The sequence below is a fragment of the Micromonospora sp. LOL_013 genome (assembly GCF_048060315.1).
Taxonomy (GTDB): domain Bacteria; phylum Actinomycetota; class Actinomycetes; order Mycobacteriales; family Micromonosporaceae; genus Micromonospora_E.
On sequence record NZ_JBHMIQ010000045.1, the window covers coordinates 21469 to 35395 of the forward strand.

At 70.0% G+C, this 13927-nt stretch carries 15 protein-coding genes and 2 pseudogenes; 6 read left to right on the forward strand and 11 right to left on the reverse strand.

Translation table 11 applies throughout. The features are described 5' to 3' along the window. Positions 1 to 35: 35 nt before the first annotated feature. The 5 genes from ACFHWS_RS24485 to ACFHWS_RS24505 are packed head-to-tail and all read right to left on the reverse strand — an operon-like array spanning position 36 to position 5676. Positions 36 to 1379 carry a glycosyltransferase family 2 protein gene (locus tag ACFHWS_RS24485; protein ID WP_416569187.1) on the reverse strand — a complete coding sequence of 448 codons (1344 nt, stop codon included), beginning with the start codon at positions 1377 to 1379 and terminating at the stop codon, positions 36 to 38. Beyond that, a complete protein-coding gene (locus tag ACFHWS_RS24490) occupies positions 1376 to 2218 on the reverse strand; it encodes a class I SAM-dependent methyltransferase (RefSeq protein WP_416569188.1) in 843 nt (280 codons plus the stop codon). The genes ACFHWS_RS24485 and ACFHWS_RS24490 overlap by 4 nt, the downstream gene beginning before the upstream one ends. Before the next feature lie 11 nt (positions 2219 to 2229). Then, positions 2230 to 3063, reverse strand: coding sequence for a methyltransferase domain-containing protein (locus ACFHWS_RS24495; protein ID WP_416557226.1), 834 nt, complete (start codon positions 3061 to 3063; stop codon positions 2230 to 2232). Next, complete coding sequence (locus ACFHWS_RS24500) at positions 3060 to 4664, reverse strand: lipopolysaccharide biosynthesis protein (RefSeq protein ID WP_416557225.1); 1605 nt, start codon at positions 4662 to 4664, stop codon at positions 3060 to 3062. Before ACFHWS_RS24500 ends, ACFHWS_RS24495 begins: the two co-directional genes overlap by 4 nt. Next, the gene (locus tag ACFHWS_RS24505; protein ID WP_416557224.1) at positions 4657 to 5676 is read right to left on the reverse strand and encodes a sugar transferase; all 1020 of its coding nucleotides are present in this window, start codon (positions 5674 to 5676) and stop codon (positions 4657 to 4659) included. The genes ACFHWS_RS24500 and ACFHWS_RS24505 overlap by 8 nt, the downstream gene beginning before the upstream one ends. 160 nt (positions 5677 to 5836) lie before the next feature. Here ACFHWS_RS24505 and ACFHWS_RS24510 point away from each other — a divergent pair, with 160 nt between their 5' ends. After that, positions 5837 to 6598 (forward strand): Type 1 glutamine amidotransferase-like domain-containing protein, encoded by a 762-nt coding sequence (locus tag ACFHWS_RS24510; RefSeq protein ID WP_416569189.1) that lies wholly within the window; start codon positions 5837 to 5839, stop codon positions 6596 to 6598. Here ACFHWS_RS24510 and ACFHWS_RS24515 read toward each other — a convergent pair. Further along, on the reverse strand, positions 6595 to 6774 hold the full coding sequence (locus ACFHWS_RS24515) for a DUF6767 domain-containing protein (RefSeq protein ID WP_416557222.1): 180 nt from the start codon (positions 6772 to 6774) through the stop codon (positions 6595 to 6597). The two genes, ACFHWS_RS24510 and ACFHWS_RS24515, sit on opposite strands and share 4 nt — an antisense overlap. Before the next feature lie 147 nt (positions 6775 to 6921). On the opposite strand from ACFHWS_RS24515, the gene ACFHWS_RS24520 reads away from it, so the two are divergent. The 5 genes and pseudogenes from ACFHWS_RS24520 to ACFHWS_RS24540 all read left to right on the forward strand — a co-directional run. After that, positions 6922 to 7329, forward strand: a complete 408-nt coding sequence (locus ACFHWS_RS24520) for a hypothetical protein (protein ID WP_416557221.1) — start codon at positions 6922 to 6924, stop codon at positions 7327 to 7329. Then, on the forward strand, positions 7326 to 7913 hold the full coding sequence (locus ACFHWS_RS24525; protein ID WP_416569190.1) for a DUF4232 domain-containing protein: 588 nt from the start codon (positions 7326 to 7328) through the stop codon (positions 7911 to 7913). The genes ACFHWS_RS24520 and ACFHWS_RS24525 overlap by 4 nt, the downstream gene beginning before the upstream one ends. A 181-nt stretch (positions 7914 to 8094) precedes the next feature. Then, the gene (locus ACFHWS_RS24530) at positions 8095 to 8613 is read left to right on the forward strand and encodes a hypothetical protein (RefSeq protein WP_416557219.1); all 519 of its coding nucleotides are present in this window, start codon (positions 8095 to 8097) and stop codon (positions 8611 to 8613) included. Beyond that, positions 8613 to 8672, forward strand: a pseudogene (locus ACFHWS_RS24535) (hypothetical protein); the annotation flags it as partial. The gene ACFHWS_RS24530 and the pseudogene ACFHWS_RS24535, both read left to right, overlap by 1 nt. Before the next feature lie 40 nt (positions 8673 to 8712). After that, positions 8713 to 8946, forward strand: a pseudogene (locus ACFHWS_RS24540) (hypothetical protein); the annotation flags it as partial. Between the two features lie 60 nt (positions 8947 to 9006). On the opposite strand, the gene ACFHWS_RS24545 reads toward ACFHWS_RS24540, so the two are convergent. The 5 genes from ACFHWS_RS24545 to ACFHWS_RS24565 form a co-directional block, all read right to left on the reverse strand. Beyond that, a complete protein-coding gene (locus ACFHWS_RS24545; RefSeq protein ID WP_416557218.1) occupies positions 9007 to 9477 on the reverse strand; it encodes a hemerythrin domain-containing protein in 471 nt (156 codons plus the stop codon). A gap of 781 nt (positions 9478 to 10258) precedes the next feature. Beyond that, positions 10259 to 11224, reverse strand: a complete 966-nt coding sequence (locus ACFHWS_RS24550) for a hypothetical protein (RefSeq protein ID WP_416557217.1) — start codon at positions 11222 to 11224, stop codon at positions 10259 to 10261. 279 nt (positions 11225 to 11503) lie between these two features. Next, positions 11504 to 12061, reverse strand: a complete 558-nt coding sequence (locus ACFHWS_RS24555) for a hypothetical protein (RefSeq protein ID WP_416569191.1) — start codon at positions 12059 to 12061, stop codon at positions 11504 to 11506. Then, positions 12058 to 12828, reverse strand: coding sequence for an alpha/beta hydrolase (locus ACFHWS_RS24560; RefSeq protein ID WP_416569192.1), 771 nt, complete (start codon positions 12826 to 12828; stop codon positions 12058 to 12060). The genes ACFHWS_RS24555 and ACFHWS_RS24560 overlap by 4 nt, the downstream gene beginning before the upstream one ends. Before the next feature lie 43 nt (positions 12829 to 12871). Beyond that, positions 12872 to 13813, reverse strand: coding sequence for an AraC family transcriptional regulator (locus ACFHWS_RS24565; protein WP_416557214.1), 942 nt, complete (start codon positions 13811 to 13813; stop codon positions 12872 to 12874). Positions 13814 to 13927 lie beyond the last annotated feature (114 nt).

The window sequence follows — 13927 nt, forward strand, 5'->3', positions numbered from 1 at the left end:
CGGACCGGGACGACGAGCGGACCGGGTGACCATGCCTAGACATGAGCTGGTTCCGCCGCTGCCGGAAGGGGCGACGAGAGACTGTGTACTTCATCCTCGCCGAGGTATCCGATCACCGCGGTCACGCGCTCGTCGGTCAGGTACAGCACCCGGGCGCCGGCCTGCCGGTCCAGCCAGCGACGTAGCCGGCCGGCGCCGACCTGCAGATTGACCCGATCGATCCAACCGACGTACCTGCCGAACGGCAGCGCCGACGGAAGGTCTGTGGTCCAGACGGACTGGTCCTGCGTCTGGACCGTCAACCGCCAGCGTGACCGCGCGGCGGGCTCCGCGCGCAGCAGCAAGACCCGCTTGTCCTGCCGCCGGCTCGCCTCCGTCACCAGGGCTGAGGTCACCGTGCCTGACGGAGGGGAGCCGGCAGCTGCCACGGACCGCCCCGAGTCGACGATCACCCACCAGTCCCGGATGTCACCATCAGGCAGCGGACCGACGTCGCCGCGTAGCGCCGCTCGTAGATCGCTCAGTCCCAGCGGCACGGGCCGGCCAAAGAGCCGTTTCAGACCGTGATCGACGAGGCTCACCGCGCGGAAGACAGCCAGCTTGTATCGCGGCTCGGTCATGGACAGATAGCCGACCAGGCTGCCGAGTAGATGGCGCTGCCGGATGGTTGGTCCGAGCCGACGGCACGAGGCGCCTCTACTGTGCGTCACCACCGCGTGTGGGATCATCCACAACTGGCGGCCGGCGTCCCGCAACGTGCGGGCGAGCACGGCGTCGTTCCAGTAAATCGGAAACCGTTCGTCGAAAATATGATCCGTCGGCAGCACCTGCCTCCTCAGCAGCATGCAGCTGCCGGAGGCCAGCAACCGGGGTCGGCTGAAGTCCTCCCCGCGCATCTGGAATTTGTGCAGCGCCTGCCGGAAGACCGGGAGCTTGCGGAGCGCGGTGACCAGAGCGATCGTGGCAGTGAAACTCGGCAGATTGACATAGTGCTGCTGGAAGGTCCCGTCCGGGTTCAGGTACAGCGGACTGACCCCGGCAGCCTCGGGGTGCTGTCGCAGATGCTCGACCATTGTGCTCAATGCGCCCGGGTGAAACCGGACATCGCTGTTGAGCAGCAGGATCAGCGCGCCTCGGGCCTGCCGGTAGGCCTGGTTGACGGCGGCGGCGAATCCGACGTTGTGCTCGTTGCGTAGCAGCCGTACCTGGGGATGGTCGGCCAGTAGCTCGGCCGACCCGTCGCACGAGCCGTTGTCGACGGCGACGATCTCGAGACTCAGGTCCCCGCGGATCCCAGTGGGCAGCGACTCGAGGCACGCCCGTGTCTCCTCCCGGGTGTTCCAGCTCACCAGCAGGATCGACAGGTCCACGCTGCTCATGAATCCTCCCTGCGCGCAAAGACCCGCAGCAGGTCGCCGAGGGTCGGGTGGCTGACTCGCAGCGATCGACAGGCCGCGAAGTCGGCGACCACCAGGTTGCGGGCCTGCCGCAGGCGGGCCGGAGCCCGCCAGTAGTAGCGGGAAAAGATCGTGTCCTGACCGACCACCCGGAAGCCGGACTCGGCCAGCAGCCGGGCGAGCGAGTGCGGCGTGAAGTGCCAACGGTGGTAGTCGGGGGCGATCGCCGGCCACCCGCTGCCAAGCCTGCGCGCAGCCGCCGAAGCGATGTTGGGCACCTCCAACGCCAGCCAGCCGTCCGGTCGCAGTGCAGCCCGGGCAGCCGCCAGGAACCGTCGCGGATCGGTCACGTGTTCGAGTACGTGGAAGGCGCACACCGCCTCGACCGGGGCTCCTGGCGCTTGATCCTCGAACCGGTCCGTGCGTACCGGCACACCCAGTTGCTCCCGGGCGAAGCTGGCGGCGGCGTCCGACACCTCGACGCCGCGGGCGTCGATGCCGGCGTCGCGGGCGGCCCGCAGAAAGTAGCCACCTGCCGACCCCGCCTCCAGCAGGGTCGCCGGGCGAACCCGTGACCGCAGCCAGCGGAGCCGCCGGGCGGACTCGTACCGTCGTTGTCCGGCGGACGCGAAATAGTCCTGGTATCCGTCGGTTTCGTAGTAGGCGCGGTCGTACAACTGCTCGGGTGGCGGCAACTCGCTGACCGTCCAGACGAACTGGCAGGTGTCGCAGCGCCGGAGCAGCCCGTCCGTGACGGGGCGACCGCCCGAGCCGTCGCCGCACAGCAGGCAGCCGGTCGCAACTTTCTCCGCAGATCTCATCGGTTCTCCTGTCACTCGCCGTCCGTCGCTTTCGCCACCAGACGGACCAGGTCGCCCTGTCGTGGATGGACCAGCCGCAGCGAGCGGGTCGCCGACCAGTCCGATGGCAGCAGCCGGTGGGCGTGCCGTAGCTGATACCGGAGCGGCATGTAGTAGCGGAACACCGTGGTGTCCTGCCGGAGCACCCGAAACCCGGCCATCGTCACCAGGTGCGCCAGCGAGCCGGGGGTGAAGTGCCAACGGTGGTACTCGGGTTGCAGCCCAGGCCATCGCTCGCCGAGCAGCCGGGCCGCCGCCGAGGCGATGTTGGGAACCTCGAGCACCAACGCACCCCCGGGACGCAGCGCCGCTCGTGCGGCACGCAGGAACTGCCAGGGATCCGTGACGTGTTCGAGTACGTGGAAGGCACAGACCGCGTCGATTCGGTCGGGCAGCGTCGCGGATTCGAAGCTGCCCTGCTCAACTGGCAGGTTGAGGCGGTCGCGGGCGTACCGCGTCGCCGCCGCGGAGACCTCGACGCCGTACACGTCGATGCCGCACCTCCGGGCAGCCTCCAGGAAGAACCCGCCCGCTGGTCCGACCTCGAGCAGGGACTGCGGCCGGATCGTGGAGCGCAGCCAGCGCAACCGCCGGCTGGCTTCGAACCGGCGCGGCCCCGGCAGGAAGTAGTCCTCGTAACCGCCGCCTTCGAAGTACGTGTCGTCGTAGAGGTCCGGTGTCGGATCGGCCGCGCCGATCGTCCAGGCGAAGCCGCAGGCCAGACACTGCCGCAGCCGTCCTCCAAGGATGGCTTCGTCGGTCGGTCCCGGACCGCAGACCAGGCAGGAGGCACGACGGGGACTCATCGGCTGCCAACTTCGTCGGTCAACGGTGCTCCGGTGCGAACGGCAATCTCCGTATCGACACACGGGTTCACCTGAGCCGCCGTGCGGTCCGCCGAATCTGCTGCGCGACCGTCGATCGTGGGGCGGAACCATCGCACGCCGGCCACCAGGAGCGTCGCGACCAGCAACGTGATACCGGTTCTGCAGCACACCGCGAGCGCAGCGCCCAGCCGTCCGTCGCCGTCCGGCAGGTGCGGCGACACGAGACCGCCGACGGCCGCCGCGACGACGGCGGCGGTGGTTGTCCAGCCGAGGATTCGCAGCACCGGCGTCAGCGGCCGAGCCGTGCTGCGGTGGAAGTGCCACAGAAAATAGCCCGACGAGAGCAGGATCGCAGCCGCGGTGGCGAGCGGTACGCCGACCGGGCCGTACAACCAGATGAGGGGGACCGTCGTACCAAGGTTGAGCAGGACCGACAGCATGACGTACCGGGTCTCGAGACCGGGGCGTCCCTCCGCCCGGGCCACGATCGTCGCCGCGCCGAGCACCAGGTTGACCGCGTACGCGGGAGCCAGTACCGCGAGGTTCGTCGCCGCCCAGGGCACCTGGTCGCCGATCCAGAGCCGGACCAGGGGGTCGGCGGCCACCACGACGGCAGCCGTGCACGGTGCCAGAAAGGCGGCCAGACGCCACGTCGTTCGCAGGTAGAACCGGTTGAGCCAACCAGGGTTGGCCACGCCCGCGACAGCGACCGGAAAAAGCGCGAGCAGCGCGAACCCCGGCGGTAGCCGGAGCAGGTTCAGCAGCCGGGCACCCAGGTCGAAGTGCCCTGCGGTGGCCGGGGTGAAGAAGCCACTCAGTACGAACCGATCGAGCTCCGTGTTGACCACCCCTGCGGCGCTCGTGGCCTGCACCCGGAGGCCGTAGCCGCGGACCACACGCAGATCCTCACGCCGGATGTCGGGCAGCCGCGGGGTGTAGGCCGGGCAGTACCGGCGGGCGGCCAGAATGGTCAGTCCGCCCCGCAGGCCGCTGGTCAGGGCGGTGACGGCGGCCAGGCCCACCAGCCCACCGCCGATCCGGAGCAGCCCGACCGTCAGCACGCCGCCCACCAGTGCGGCTCCGGCACCGATCCAGGCCGCCGTGCCGTGCCGCTGGGTGCCCTCCAGAACCGCGCGCCACGGCAGTTCGACGCCGCCGAGGAACAGTGACACCAGCAACCACAACATCGCCCGGCGTGCCTCACCGGCGAGCTCACCCAGCTGCAACAACCGACCGACCCAGGGCCAGGAGGCGGTCAGTAGGGCCGTTGCCAGTACGGCGAGGCACACCGCCCAGCCCAGCCCGAGGGCCAGCGTGGCACGTAGCCGCCGGGGCGACGAGTCGCCGTCGTCCCGCGCGACTTCACGTACCATGGCCGAGCCGAGGCCCAGGTCGATGATGGCCAGGACAGCGACGACTGCGCAGAGCAACACCCAGATACCGAACTCCTGGCTGCCGAGGTGCCGATACACCAGGGGCAGCGTCACCAACCCGACTGCGGTGACGATCAGTCGACCGCCCAGCAGACTGGCGGTGTTGCGGGCCACCCGGCGGCCGGTCCCGGTTGACAGGCTAACCACGGGGGAATCCCCGGCAGAGTTCCACGATGGTGAGCAGGAGCAGACCCAGGTCCAGCCGCAGCGACCGGCAGTGCAGGTACAGCAGGTCACACCGAAGCTTGTCCTCAGCCGTCGCTGCATAACCGCCGGTCAGCTGCGCGATGCCGGTCAGCCCTGGTCGGATGAGGTGACGCAGGTGGTAGTGCTGGAGCCGGCACAGCTCGCCGACGAACTCGGGCCGTTCGGGCCGCGGACCCACCAGGCTCATCTCCCCCCGGACGACGTTCCACAGCTGCGGGAGCTCGTCGAGGCGGGTACGCCGGAGCAACCGGCCGAGTCTGGTGATCCGGTCGTCGTCGGCAGTGGCCAACGTCGGCCCTGTGGCGGACTCCGCGTCGACGTGCATGGTCCGGAACTTGACCAGTCGGAAGAGCCGGCCACCGGCACCTACTCTGGTCTGCACGTACAGTGGAGGGCCGGTCACGGCCACCGCCGCGCCGACGAGTAGCAGCAGGGGAACGAGCAGCGGCGCCGCGAGTAAGATCAAGGCGAGGTCGAGTCCTCTTTTCGCCCACATGTCTGCCGTCGTCAGTGGACCGGAACGCAGCTGGAACCAGGGCAGCCCGCCGTGACGTCGTAGGCGGGCTGGCCGGAGAAGTCCGTACACCGGTCGGGCGAGGACGAGGATCGGCACCCGGTGGGCGCGACAGGCGGCGATCAGCCGTGCATCGGCGGCGTCCAGGGATTGCTTCAGCAGCAGCAGCTTCGGCTGGTATTGAGCGAGTACGGCTGGCAGTGCCTCCAGGTCTACCGGCCCGCGCAGGCGGAGCGCGACGTCGAACTCCTCGTCGAGCCGGTCCGCCGGGCTCTCGGGCCCGTCGTTCTCGAGGACCAGGACCCTTCCGCCCCGGCTCCCGTCCGGTTTGCTGGAGTGCCGACGGCCAGCTCCACCGTTCGGCAACCGGGGTGCGACACGCCGATCGGCGCCAGGCAGGACGGAAGCCGGCGCCGACGCGTCCGCGTGACTCGGCATGCGCGTGCTCCCAACCAGGTCTCGGCCGTTAACCCCTCAAATCGGATGGAAGCACAATATATCCTGCTCAGCTGTCTACAGGTCACATATAGCTTGAAAACGTGTAATAGATCTTGAGTCATTCGTTGGAAGGCGGCGGTGGTTCCTGCATGATGGGCAGATGCCCCCAGGTCGTCGCCAGATCTTCGCTGTCTCCGGCATCCTGCATCCGCCGCCGGGTGAACCGGCTCCGCGCCGCAGCGCGCTGCTCGACCACGCAATCTCGTTGACCGGTGTGCCGGTGGCGAAGGTCTGCCTGGTGCCGACCGCTACCGGTGACCAGCTAGACGTGATCGAGTCTTTCTACGCGGCGGTCGGCGACGCCAAGCAGGTGATCCCGTCCCACCTGCAGTTGTTTCCTCGACCGAACGTCGACGACGTCGGGGCGTTCCTGCGCGAGCAGCAGCTGATCTGGGTGACGGGCGGCAGCGTGGTGAATCTGCTCGCCGTGTGGCGGGCGCACCGGGTCGACGCCATCCTCCGCGAGTGCTGGGCGGCCGGTGTGGTGTTGGGCGGGGGGAGTGCTGGCAGTATCTGCTGGCACACCGGCGGGGTGACGGACTCTTTTTCTGAGCGGCTCGACCCGGTCACCGAGACGTTGGGGTTGTTGCCGTACAGCAACGGCGTACACCATGACCTGGCGGAACAGCCGCGCCGGAGGCGGTACCTGGAGTGCGTCGCGTCGGGCGACCTGCCGGCCGGGTACGCCACCGACGACGGGGTCGGCCTGCACTACATCGGCACTGAACTGGTCGAGGCGGTCAGCAGCCTGCCCGGTGCCGGGGCGTACCGGGTAGAACCGGATGTACGGGGCGGGGCAGCGGTGGAGCGTCCGATCCCAACCCGCCCGATTGGCGCTGGCCTAGCGGACGTGATCAGCTAGGCCGCGACCCGGCGGTTCTCGTGCAGCCCAGCGCGGAGTTCGTCGTCGCTCATCACCAGGTAGACGAGGCCGCAGTCGGCCGGACCGGTGGCGCCGGGCAGGCACAGCGTGCAGGGCTCGCTTGGCCGGATCGGGCATTTCGCCTCGGGGCGTCGGTGGTGCGCTCGCGCGGTCATACCCTCACGGTCCCGGGTCGACGCGGTCGGCGGCAGGGCCGGACGGCACCCGGCGGGCCGGTCCTCAGGCCTGGGACGGGGCACCACGGTAGGTGCCCGGCTGTACTACTGTGCCGACGGCGGCGCGCGGCGGAAGAGATGGGTGGCATGGGATTCGGAGTGAGCTGGTCGCTGCGCGACCACGACGGCGTGCTGCTGGCTGATTTGGCGGTGACCGACGGCGACTTTCCCTGGCTGTACGCCACCCTCCGGCCGACCGAGTCGTTCGCGCCGCTGCGGCCGATCTTCGACGCGGAGCTGCGGGCGATGCGGGTGGTCGAGGACGGTCCGGACGACGGCGCCTGGGAACGGGCGTACCAGCAGGTTCGGGCTGCGGTCGTGCTGATCGACTCGGACGGGGCGGCGGTGTCGGAGTTCCTGCTGCACGTCGAGGGCGACGAGGCCCGGTGGCGGTGGAGCGACGAACCGTTCGACGAGGACGACAAGGACGAGAAGGACGGCGGCAGCGACGGCGGCGGCGAGCCTGTCTCCGGGAACCAGACGGGCGACCGGTGATTCGCCGACGGGCCGGTGCGCTACTGCTGACGGCGGTGCTGCTCGCCGGCTGTGCCGGTCAGCTGCCGCAACCAGGTCCGCAGCCACCGGACAACGATCTGGCACCCGTCCCCACGCCGACGCCGGTGCCGTCGGCGGATCCGTCACCTGACTGCCCGGACTCCGGAGCGCTGCTCAGTCTGGGTGAGGTGGACGCCGCGATGGGTCTGCGGGCGATGCCGATTCGGCTGGTCAACTGTGCCGAGGAACCGGTGCACGTCGACGGCTTTCCGGAGCTCACGGTCCTCGACGAGCAACTGCAGCCGCTGGCGGTCGAGGTGATCGAGGGTGCCGAGGTGATCGCCCGGATCGACACCGTGGCCGGCAGCCCCGTACCGATCACGGTGCAGCCCGGTCAGCGGGCCGGCGCGGTCCTGGTCTGGCGCAACACAGTGGACGATGTTCGGGTCTCGCCGACGCACGGCAGCTTCCTGGCCGTGGCGCCGGCTGCGGGCGTACCGGCGCAGGTGCTGGAGCCCGACGGCGGCCTCGACATCGGCACCACCGGCCGGATCGCGGTCAGTCCGTGGGCCCCGGCCGACTGATCGCCGCCTGCAGGTCAGCGCGGCCACCGATCATTTGAGCGACTGCTCAAGACTCGTGCCAACCTCTCAGTTGAGCATTCGCTCAAACCAGGGAGGTCAGGCGTGCTGTACATCGAGGCGCTGATCCAGGCCCCGGTTGACCAGGTGTGGCGTACACCCAGGACCCGGCCCGGCACGCCCGGTGGGACCTGCGCTTCACCCGGATCGAGCCGTACGGGTCGCAGGGACGGTTCCGGTACGCCACCCGCTGCTGCCCGGCCTGACCGTCGCCGGCACCGGACAGTCCACCGGCGAGCGCCGCCGACCCGACGGCTCCGCTGCCTCCGCGTTGCGGTTCACCTGCGACCACAAGCTGTCGCTGATCCGGTCCGGCCACGGCTTCTGGCGCTACCAGCCGACCCTCAACGGCGTCCGGTTCCGGACCGGCTACGACTACACGCCCGGGTGGGGTCGCCTCGGCCCGCTCGCCGACCGGGCCTTCCGCCCGGTCTCAGGCAAAGCCACCGCATGGTCGTTCGACCGGCTGCGACTGTGGCTGGAGCAGGGCGTACCGCCGGAGCGCGGTCGTGACCGGGCACTCGCCGAGGTCGCCGTCCGGCTCACCCTGGTGGTCGCCGCCGCCGCACTTGATCACCGGCTGGCGCTGCTGGCCGTACCACTGGTCGCGAGCAGTCCATCGGCTGCGTCGGCACCGGGGTGATGGACCGGTTCTGGCGCGGCCCGCCGGTCACCGGGCCGTTGCTGCACCTCGGCGCGACCCGCCACATCCTCTTTCCCGAGCAGGGCACCGACGTTCCGTTCGCAGACCGACGAGCGGCTCGCTCCGGCTGCGGCGGCCGCGCTGCGGCTGTGGACCGACGAGATCGAGCTGGTGCTCCGCCGGGTGCTGGCCGGATCGCCGTTGGCCGCGTTGGAACAGATGGCGGTGCTGGTCGACGTCGTCGACGACCTGAAGCCGGTCGCCCGCCGGGCATTGCAGGGCAGGCTCGCCCGCCGCAGCCGGGGTCGGGCCACGCCGGGCAGCCGGAGCTGACGCGCGGTGGGCTCCGGCGGACGGGCGGGCCAGACGCGCAGCGGCGCCCGGCCGGCCGGGTTACAGCGGCCCCAGCACGCTGCCCGGATCCGCGTCCAGCGCCAGCGTCTCCAGCACCGTCAGCAGTTGGCGTTCCTCGTACCTGAAGTGGGACTCCATGATCGCGGCCAGGCCATCCAGGTGCCGGTCCAGCTCGGCGGGCGGCGCGGCTCGCGCCACGGCGGCCTGCAGCCCGGTCAGCAGGTACGCGATCATCGAATGGTCCTGCCGCAGGTTGCGTAGCGTGTCGTGCAGCTCGGGATGCTGTGCGGCGATGGCCGGGAACAGTCGACCGTCCTCGCCCTCGTGGTGGGCAGTCAGAGCGGCGCAGAATCCGTGACAGAACAGCAGCAAATCCCGGGTCGCAGGCTCCGCCGGCCGGCCGGCGGCCAACGCCTCTCGGGTGTAGGTCAGCGCCTCGCGGAGCCGGTTGTGCACACCGCGCAGTTCGCGGCTCCAGGCCACCAGCCTGGCTTCGTCGCCCTCACTCACTTGTGGAGGGCAAGGAAACGGCGCTTGTCATCGTCGTGCTCCCTTCGGTCCGGCACCTCCATGCCTGACACGGACTGCCACCGGCACGCGACGCTACGGCGAGGTTATCAGATGTCGCCCGGACCGACCGGCCTGTCCGGACCGGCCAGCCTTGTGGACAGAGGACTGTGACCGGGTTGTCGCCGTATTTACGATGGCAAACTTGGCGGGCGGTGATAAGGTTACTGTACGGCGACTCACGGGGAGACAGATCATGATTGACCTTGAGCCACGTGCATTCATTGCCCGATGCATTCATTGCCCGACGACCCGGCCCAGCGATTCGACGCTGTCTCGCCTGGCGATCGACGGCCGTGCCGGCCGGATCGCGCTGTCGTAGCCTCGGTCAGCGGTAACTGACCTATCGGTGGCCGGAAAGCCGGCCACGAGGAATCAGCGGGCCGTCGCGTTGCGCGACGTTCCTGGTGTCCACGCTCGCCGCCCGGCCCAGCCGGTCTGCGGTGCAGTCCACCTGTGTGCAGCCCCCGGCCAGCGTCACACCCTGGTCGGGTCCGACCGCCTAGCGTCGGCTAGCCGGCACTTGCCGGGCCGATGCCGGGCAACCGTTGTCGACCAACCACTACCTTGTCCCGTCTGATCGGCGCGATTCCCGGCACCGGCCGGGGAGACGCAGTCGATCGCTGTCTGCCAATGGCAGTTTCACCGGATTCTGCCTGTCGACGTCAGCGGAGGTGATGCGTGATGGAGACCGACTGACCCGTGCCAACGTTCCGATCCTGCGTCACGGCTGTAGTGCCGGAAACCACTGGATGCCGTACGCGAGATACAGTTCCGGATCGTCGAATTCCGTGTAGACCTCGCCGACCGCGTCCGGCTGCAGCAGTTCGCTGCCGGGCTGCGGTGTGTCCAGTAACCGAACGGGCTCCCCGGTCACCCGCCGCACCCACTTGGGCAACCGGACCGGGTCGAATCTCACTCGCAGCTCGAACCGTCGGCACCGTCGGGTGGCCGTCAGCACGTAGTGCGGTGAGGCGATCTGGCTCGGACCCAGTCGAGTGACCACACTGAAGTCGCATGATTCACCGGCGGCGAGTGGCCGGGGCAGGCCGACGACCAACTGCGACCGCTGCGGCAGCGGTCGTTCGTGTCTGATCAGCCGCCCACCCCAGTGCACATCTGCCCGGATGTCGAGCCCGTCGCTGCCCGGCGGGCAGGGCAGCGACATGCCGAGCATGATCTCGTCGACGCCGTCCCGGTCGGCGACGATCCGCCGTTCCTCGTACGCCTCCATCGTCGGGGTGTCCAGCCGGACCAGCACCCGCAGCCCGGCGACGTGCCAACCGGCTCCGACCGGGCTGGAGCTGCGCCGGCCCAGCTCCTGGCCGATCGCCTCGGCCAGCAGCACTTCCGCTTCGTTGATCCGACGCAGCGCGGTCCGGTCCTCGCGACCCAGCCGCCGGGCAAGCCAGGCGACCCGGCCACGGAAGTGCGCGTCCTGCGCCTGCGGGTGCAGCCCCAGCGCGACCCGCGCCGCCAGCGCCATGTCGTCCGGTAGGCGTCGGACCTGGCTGTTCAGCTCGGCTATCACCCGCTCGCGCAAATCGGCGGGCTCGTCGTCGCGGTTCACCGCACTGTTGCCGCAGAGCGTACGCAGGCGGTCGCCGAGCCGACCGGACAGATCGGGCGCCGACACGCCGCGACCGGCCCGCAGGGTGCGCAGCTCCGACTTGACCTCCACAGCGGACACGGATGTCACCGTCCTTCCTGAGCGAGTCACCTTGTCCTCGCCGTGACATCAGCACCAGATTCTGTCACGCGATGCGCCTTTTGCGGACGTTCACGGTGGCCGAGACTGTTCACAGCGAGATCCGACGTGGTCCGCTCCTGCGCGGGAGGGCGTGAGCCACCGTGCCTCCGTGTCCCGATCTGTGGGTGCCGGGACCGGTTCGCGTGCTCAGCGCGTGGACAACGGGGATGGCTCCGGCACCCGCAGCGGGATGATCCGCCGGCCGGCCCAGCCGGGCGGTCAACCACCGGTGGGCGGCTCGCCGTCAGCCGGGTCGAACAGGGACGACGGAGGCCCGGCTGCGGTCACCGGGCCGGGCCGGTGATCGGGCGGCGCCAACGGCCGCGCCGGCTGCCGGCTGAACAACCGTACGCCCGGTCGCTCCGCGGCTCGGGCGGTGACCGGCACGGTGACCATGCGCACCGGCTCGGGCGGGGCGGTAAAGCCACGGCTGCCCCATCGGACCCAGATCGCCACTCGACCGGCTGCGGCCTCGGCGAGCAGTTTCTCGACCGTACGGCGTCGGTCGGTGTGGTCCACCTCGACCACCAGCGGCGGCGCGTCGGGCCGGGCACAGGCCACGTCGACGACCGAGTGCCGGCCGTGCATCGGCGGCGGCAGCGGCAGTACGCTGGCTGCCCGCCGGTACACCCGCCAGCCCTGCTCGGTACCCCACCGCACCACGGCGTCGATGATCGTCCTGGTGACCTGTTCGGTGCCGAGATCGGTGAAGGTCAGCGTGGTCAACTGATCGCCCAGCCCGGCGGCCATTCGCGCCGCGTCGGTTCCATCGGTCACAGCGGCAGCCAGGCGAGTACGTCCCGGATCTTGGCGTCCCAGTAGCTCCACACATGGTCACCGGATTCGAAGTGGACGGTGAGCGAGACACCCCGCGCCACGCAGGCGTCGCGGAACCGGACGTTGTCCGGGTACAGCACGTCCTCGGTGCCGCAGCACAGCCAGAGCTGCGGCACCGCCGCCGGGTCGGCCCGGTCGAGCACCGCGAGCAGGTCGTCGTCGCTGCCGGCGATGTCCTGCTCGCCGAAGACCCGCCGCATCAGTGGGTCGGTGGTGGACACCGACGGTCCGTGCTGGCGGGCGGCCACGTCGAGTACGCCGGACAGGCTGGCCGCCGCCGCGAACCGGTGCGGCTGGCGCAGCGCCCAGCGCAACGCCCCGTACCCGCCCATCGACAGGCCCGCGACGAAGGTGTCCTCCCGCCGTCGGGAAACCCGGAAGAACGAGTCGACCACGGCCGGCAGTTCGGTGGACAGGAAGGTCCAGAACGGTGCTCCGTGCACCTCGTCGGCGTACATGCTGCGATGCACCTGGGGCATCACCACGGCCAGGCCGCGTTCCTCGGCGTACCGCTCGATGGAGCTGTACCGGGTCCACGCGGTGGCATCGTCGGTAAGCCCGTGCAAGAGATAGAGCACCGGGGAATCGGCGTCGCCGGCCCGCGCGGTAGCGCCGATCCGGGTCCTGGTGTGCTGGGGTAGCAGGACGGTCATCGAGGTGGCCTGCTCCAGCACGTCGGAGTAGAAGTCGACCCGCAGGTGTGCCATCCACCTAGTGTGCCGGTTCACCGGTCCGCGACCTCGCGTCGGGTCAGTCGTTCCCGGCGCCGAGCCGTTCCCGACGGACCTGGCCCGGCGCAACCCCGTACGCCCTTTTGAAGGCCCGGCAGAACGCCGCCTCCGAGTGGTAGCCGAACCGGCGGGCGACCACCGGCAGCGGGTCGGCGGAGCGCCGCAGGTGGTCGTGGGCCAGCTGCAGCCGCCAGGTCGCCAGGTAGCGGATCACCGGTTCACCGACCAGTTCGGTGAACCGGGCGGCGAACGCCGACCGGGACATGCCCGCCTGCTGGGCCAGGGTGCCGACCGTCCAGTCCTGCCCGGGCTCGCGGTGCAGCGCGGTCAGCGCCCGGCCGATTTGGTCGTCGCGGAGCGCGGCCAGCCAACCCTGGCGCGCCTCCGCAGCGGCGTCCAACCAGGACCGGATCGCTTGGATCACCAGTATGTCGGCCAGCCGGGTCAGCATCGTCTCACCCCCCGGCTGCAGCGCCTGTGCCTCCCGGGCGACCAGCCGCAACGTGCTGTGCAGCCACCCCGACTCGTCGTCGTCGAACCGGTCGAGATGCAGCACGGGCGGTAGCTGAGCGATCAACCGCCGGGCGGCGACGTGGTCCGGGCGCAGCACCGCGTACGTCACCTGGGTGAGCTCGCCGCCGCCCCCGTGTCGCATGATCTCGTAGCGCTCGCTGAGCTGCTGCACCGGAATGTCGAACAACGGCCGCGTCGATGCGTCCGGGGCGCTGCGGAACCGGTGCGGGACACCGTCCGGAATCAGCGTCAGACTGCCCGGCCCGATCAGGTACGGCTCGGCATCGCCCACCTCCAGCCAGCACCGGCCGGCGGTGACCACCTGCAACGTCATGCAGCCCGGCAGAGCCGGCACGTCGATGCCCCACGGGGCGGTCAGCTCGGCCCGGCAGTAGAGGGTGCCGGTCAGCCGGAACATGTGCAGGGTCTCGCCGAGCGGGTCGCTCATCGCCGGGATCGCGCAGCTGGGTGTCGTCCACACCCTGCCCAGTTTCCCGGAGAGTATGCCGAACATCCACAGGTCTGGACGATGAGCAAAGAAATCAGGAATCAGGATCATTGT

What these genes read in the sequence shown, in the direction of transcription:
- ACFHWS_RS24520 (WP_416557221.1), top strand. Translation starts at nt 6,922, where the DNA reads ATGGGATTCGGAGTGAGCTGGTCGCTGCGCGACCACGACGGCGTGCTG.
- ACFHWS_RS24510 (WP_416569189.1), top strand. Translation starts at nt 5,837, where the DNA reads ATGCCCCCAGGTCGTCGCCAGATCTTCGCTGTCTCCGGCATCCTGCAT.
- ACFHWS_RS24495 (WP_416557226.1), bottom strand. Translation starts at nt 3,063, where the DNA reads ATGAGTCCCCGTCGTGCCTCCTGCCTGGTCTGCGGTCCGGGACCGACC.
- ACFHWS_RS24515 (WP_416557222.1), bottom strand. Translation starts at nt 6,774, where the DNA reads ATGACCGCGCGAGCGCACCACCGACGCCCCGAGGCGAAATGCCCGATC.
- ACFHWS_RS24505 (WP_416557224.1), bottom strand. Translation starts at nt 5,676, where the DNA reads ATGCCGAGTCACGCGGACGCGTCGGCGCCGGCTTCCGTCCTGCCTGGC.
- ACFHWS_RS24560 (WP_416569192.1), bottom strand. Translation starts at nt 12,828, where the DNA reads ATGGCACACCTGCGGGTCGACTTCTACTCCGACGTGCTGGAGCAGGCC.
- ACFHWS_RS24485 (WP_416569187.1), bottom strand. Translation starts at nt 1,379, where the DNA reads ATGAGCAGCGTGGACCTGTCGATCCTGCTGGTGAGCTGGAACACCCGG.
- ACFHWS_RS24565 (WP_416557214.1), bottom strand. Translation starts at nt 13,813, where the DNA reads ATGAGCGACCCGCTCGGCGAGACCCTGCACATGTTCCGGCTGACCGGC.
- ACFHWS_RS24490 (WP_416569188.1), bottom strand. Translation starts at nt 2,218, where the DNA reads ATGAGATCTGCGGAGAAAGTTGCGACCGGCTGCCTGCTGTGCGGCGAC.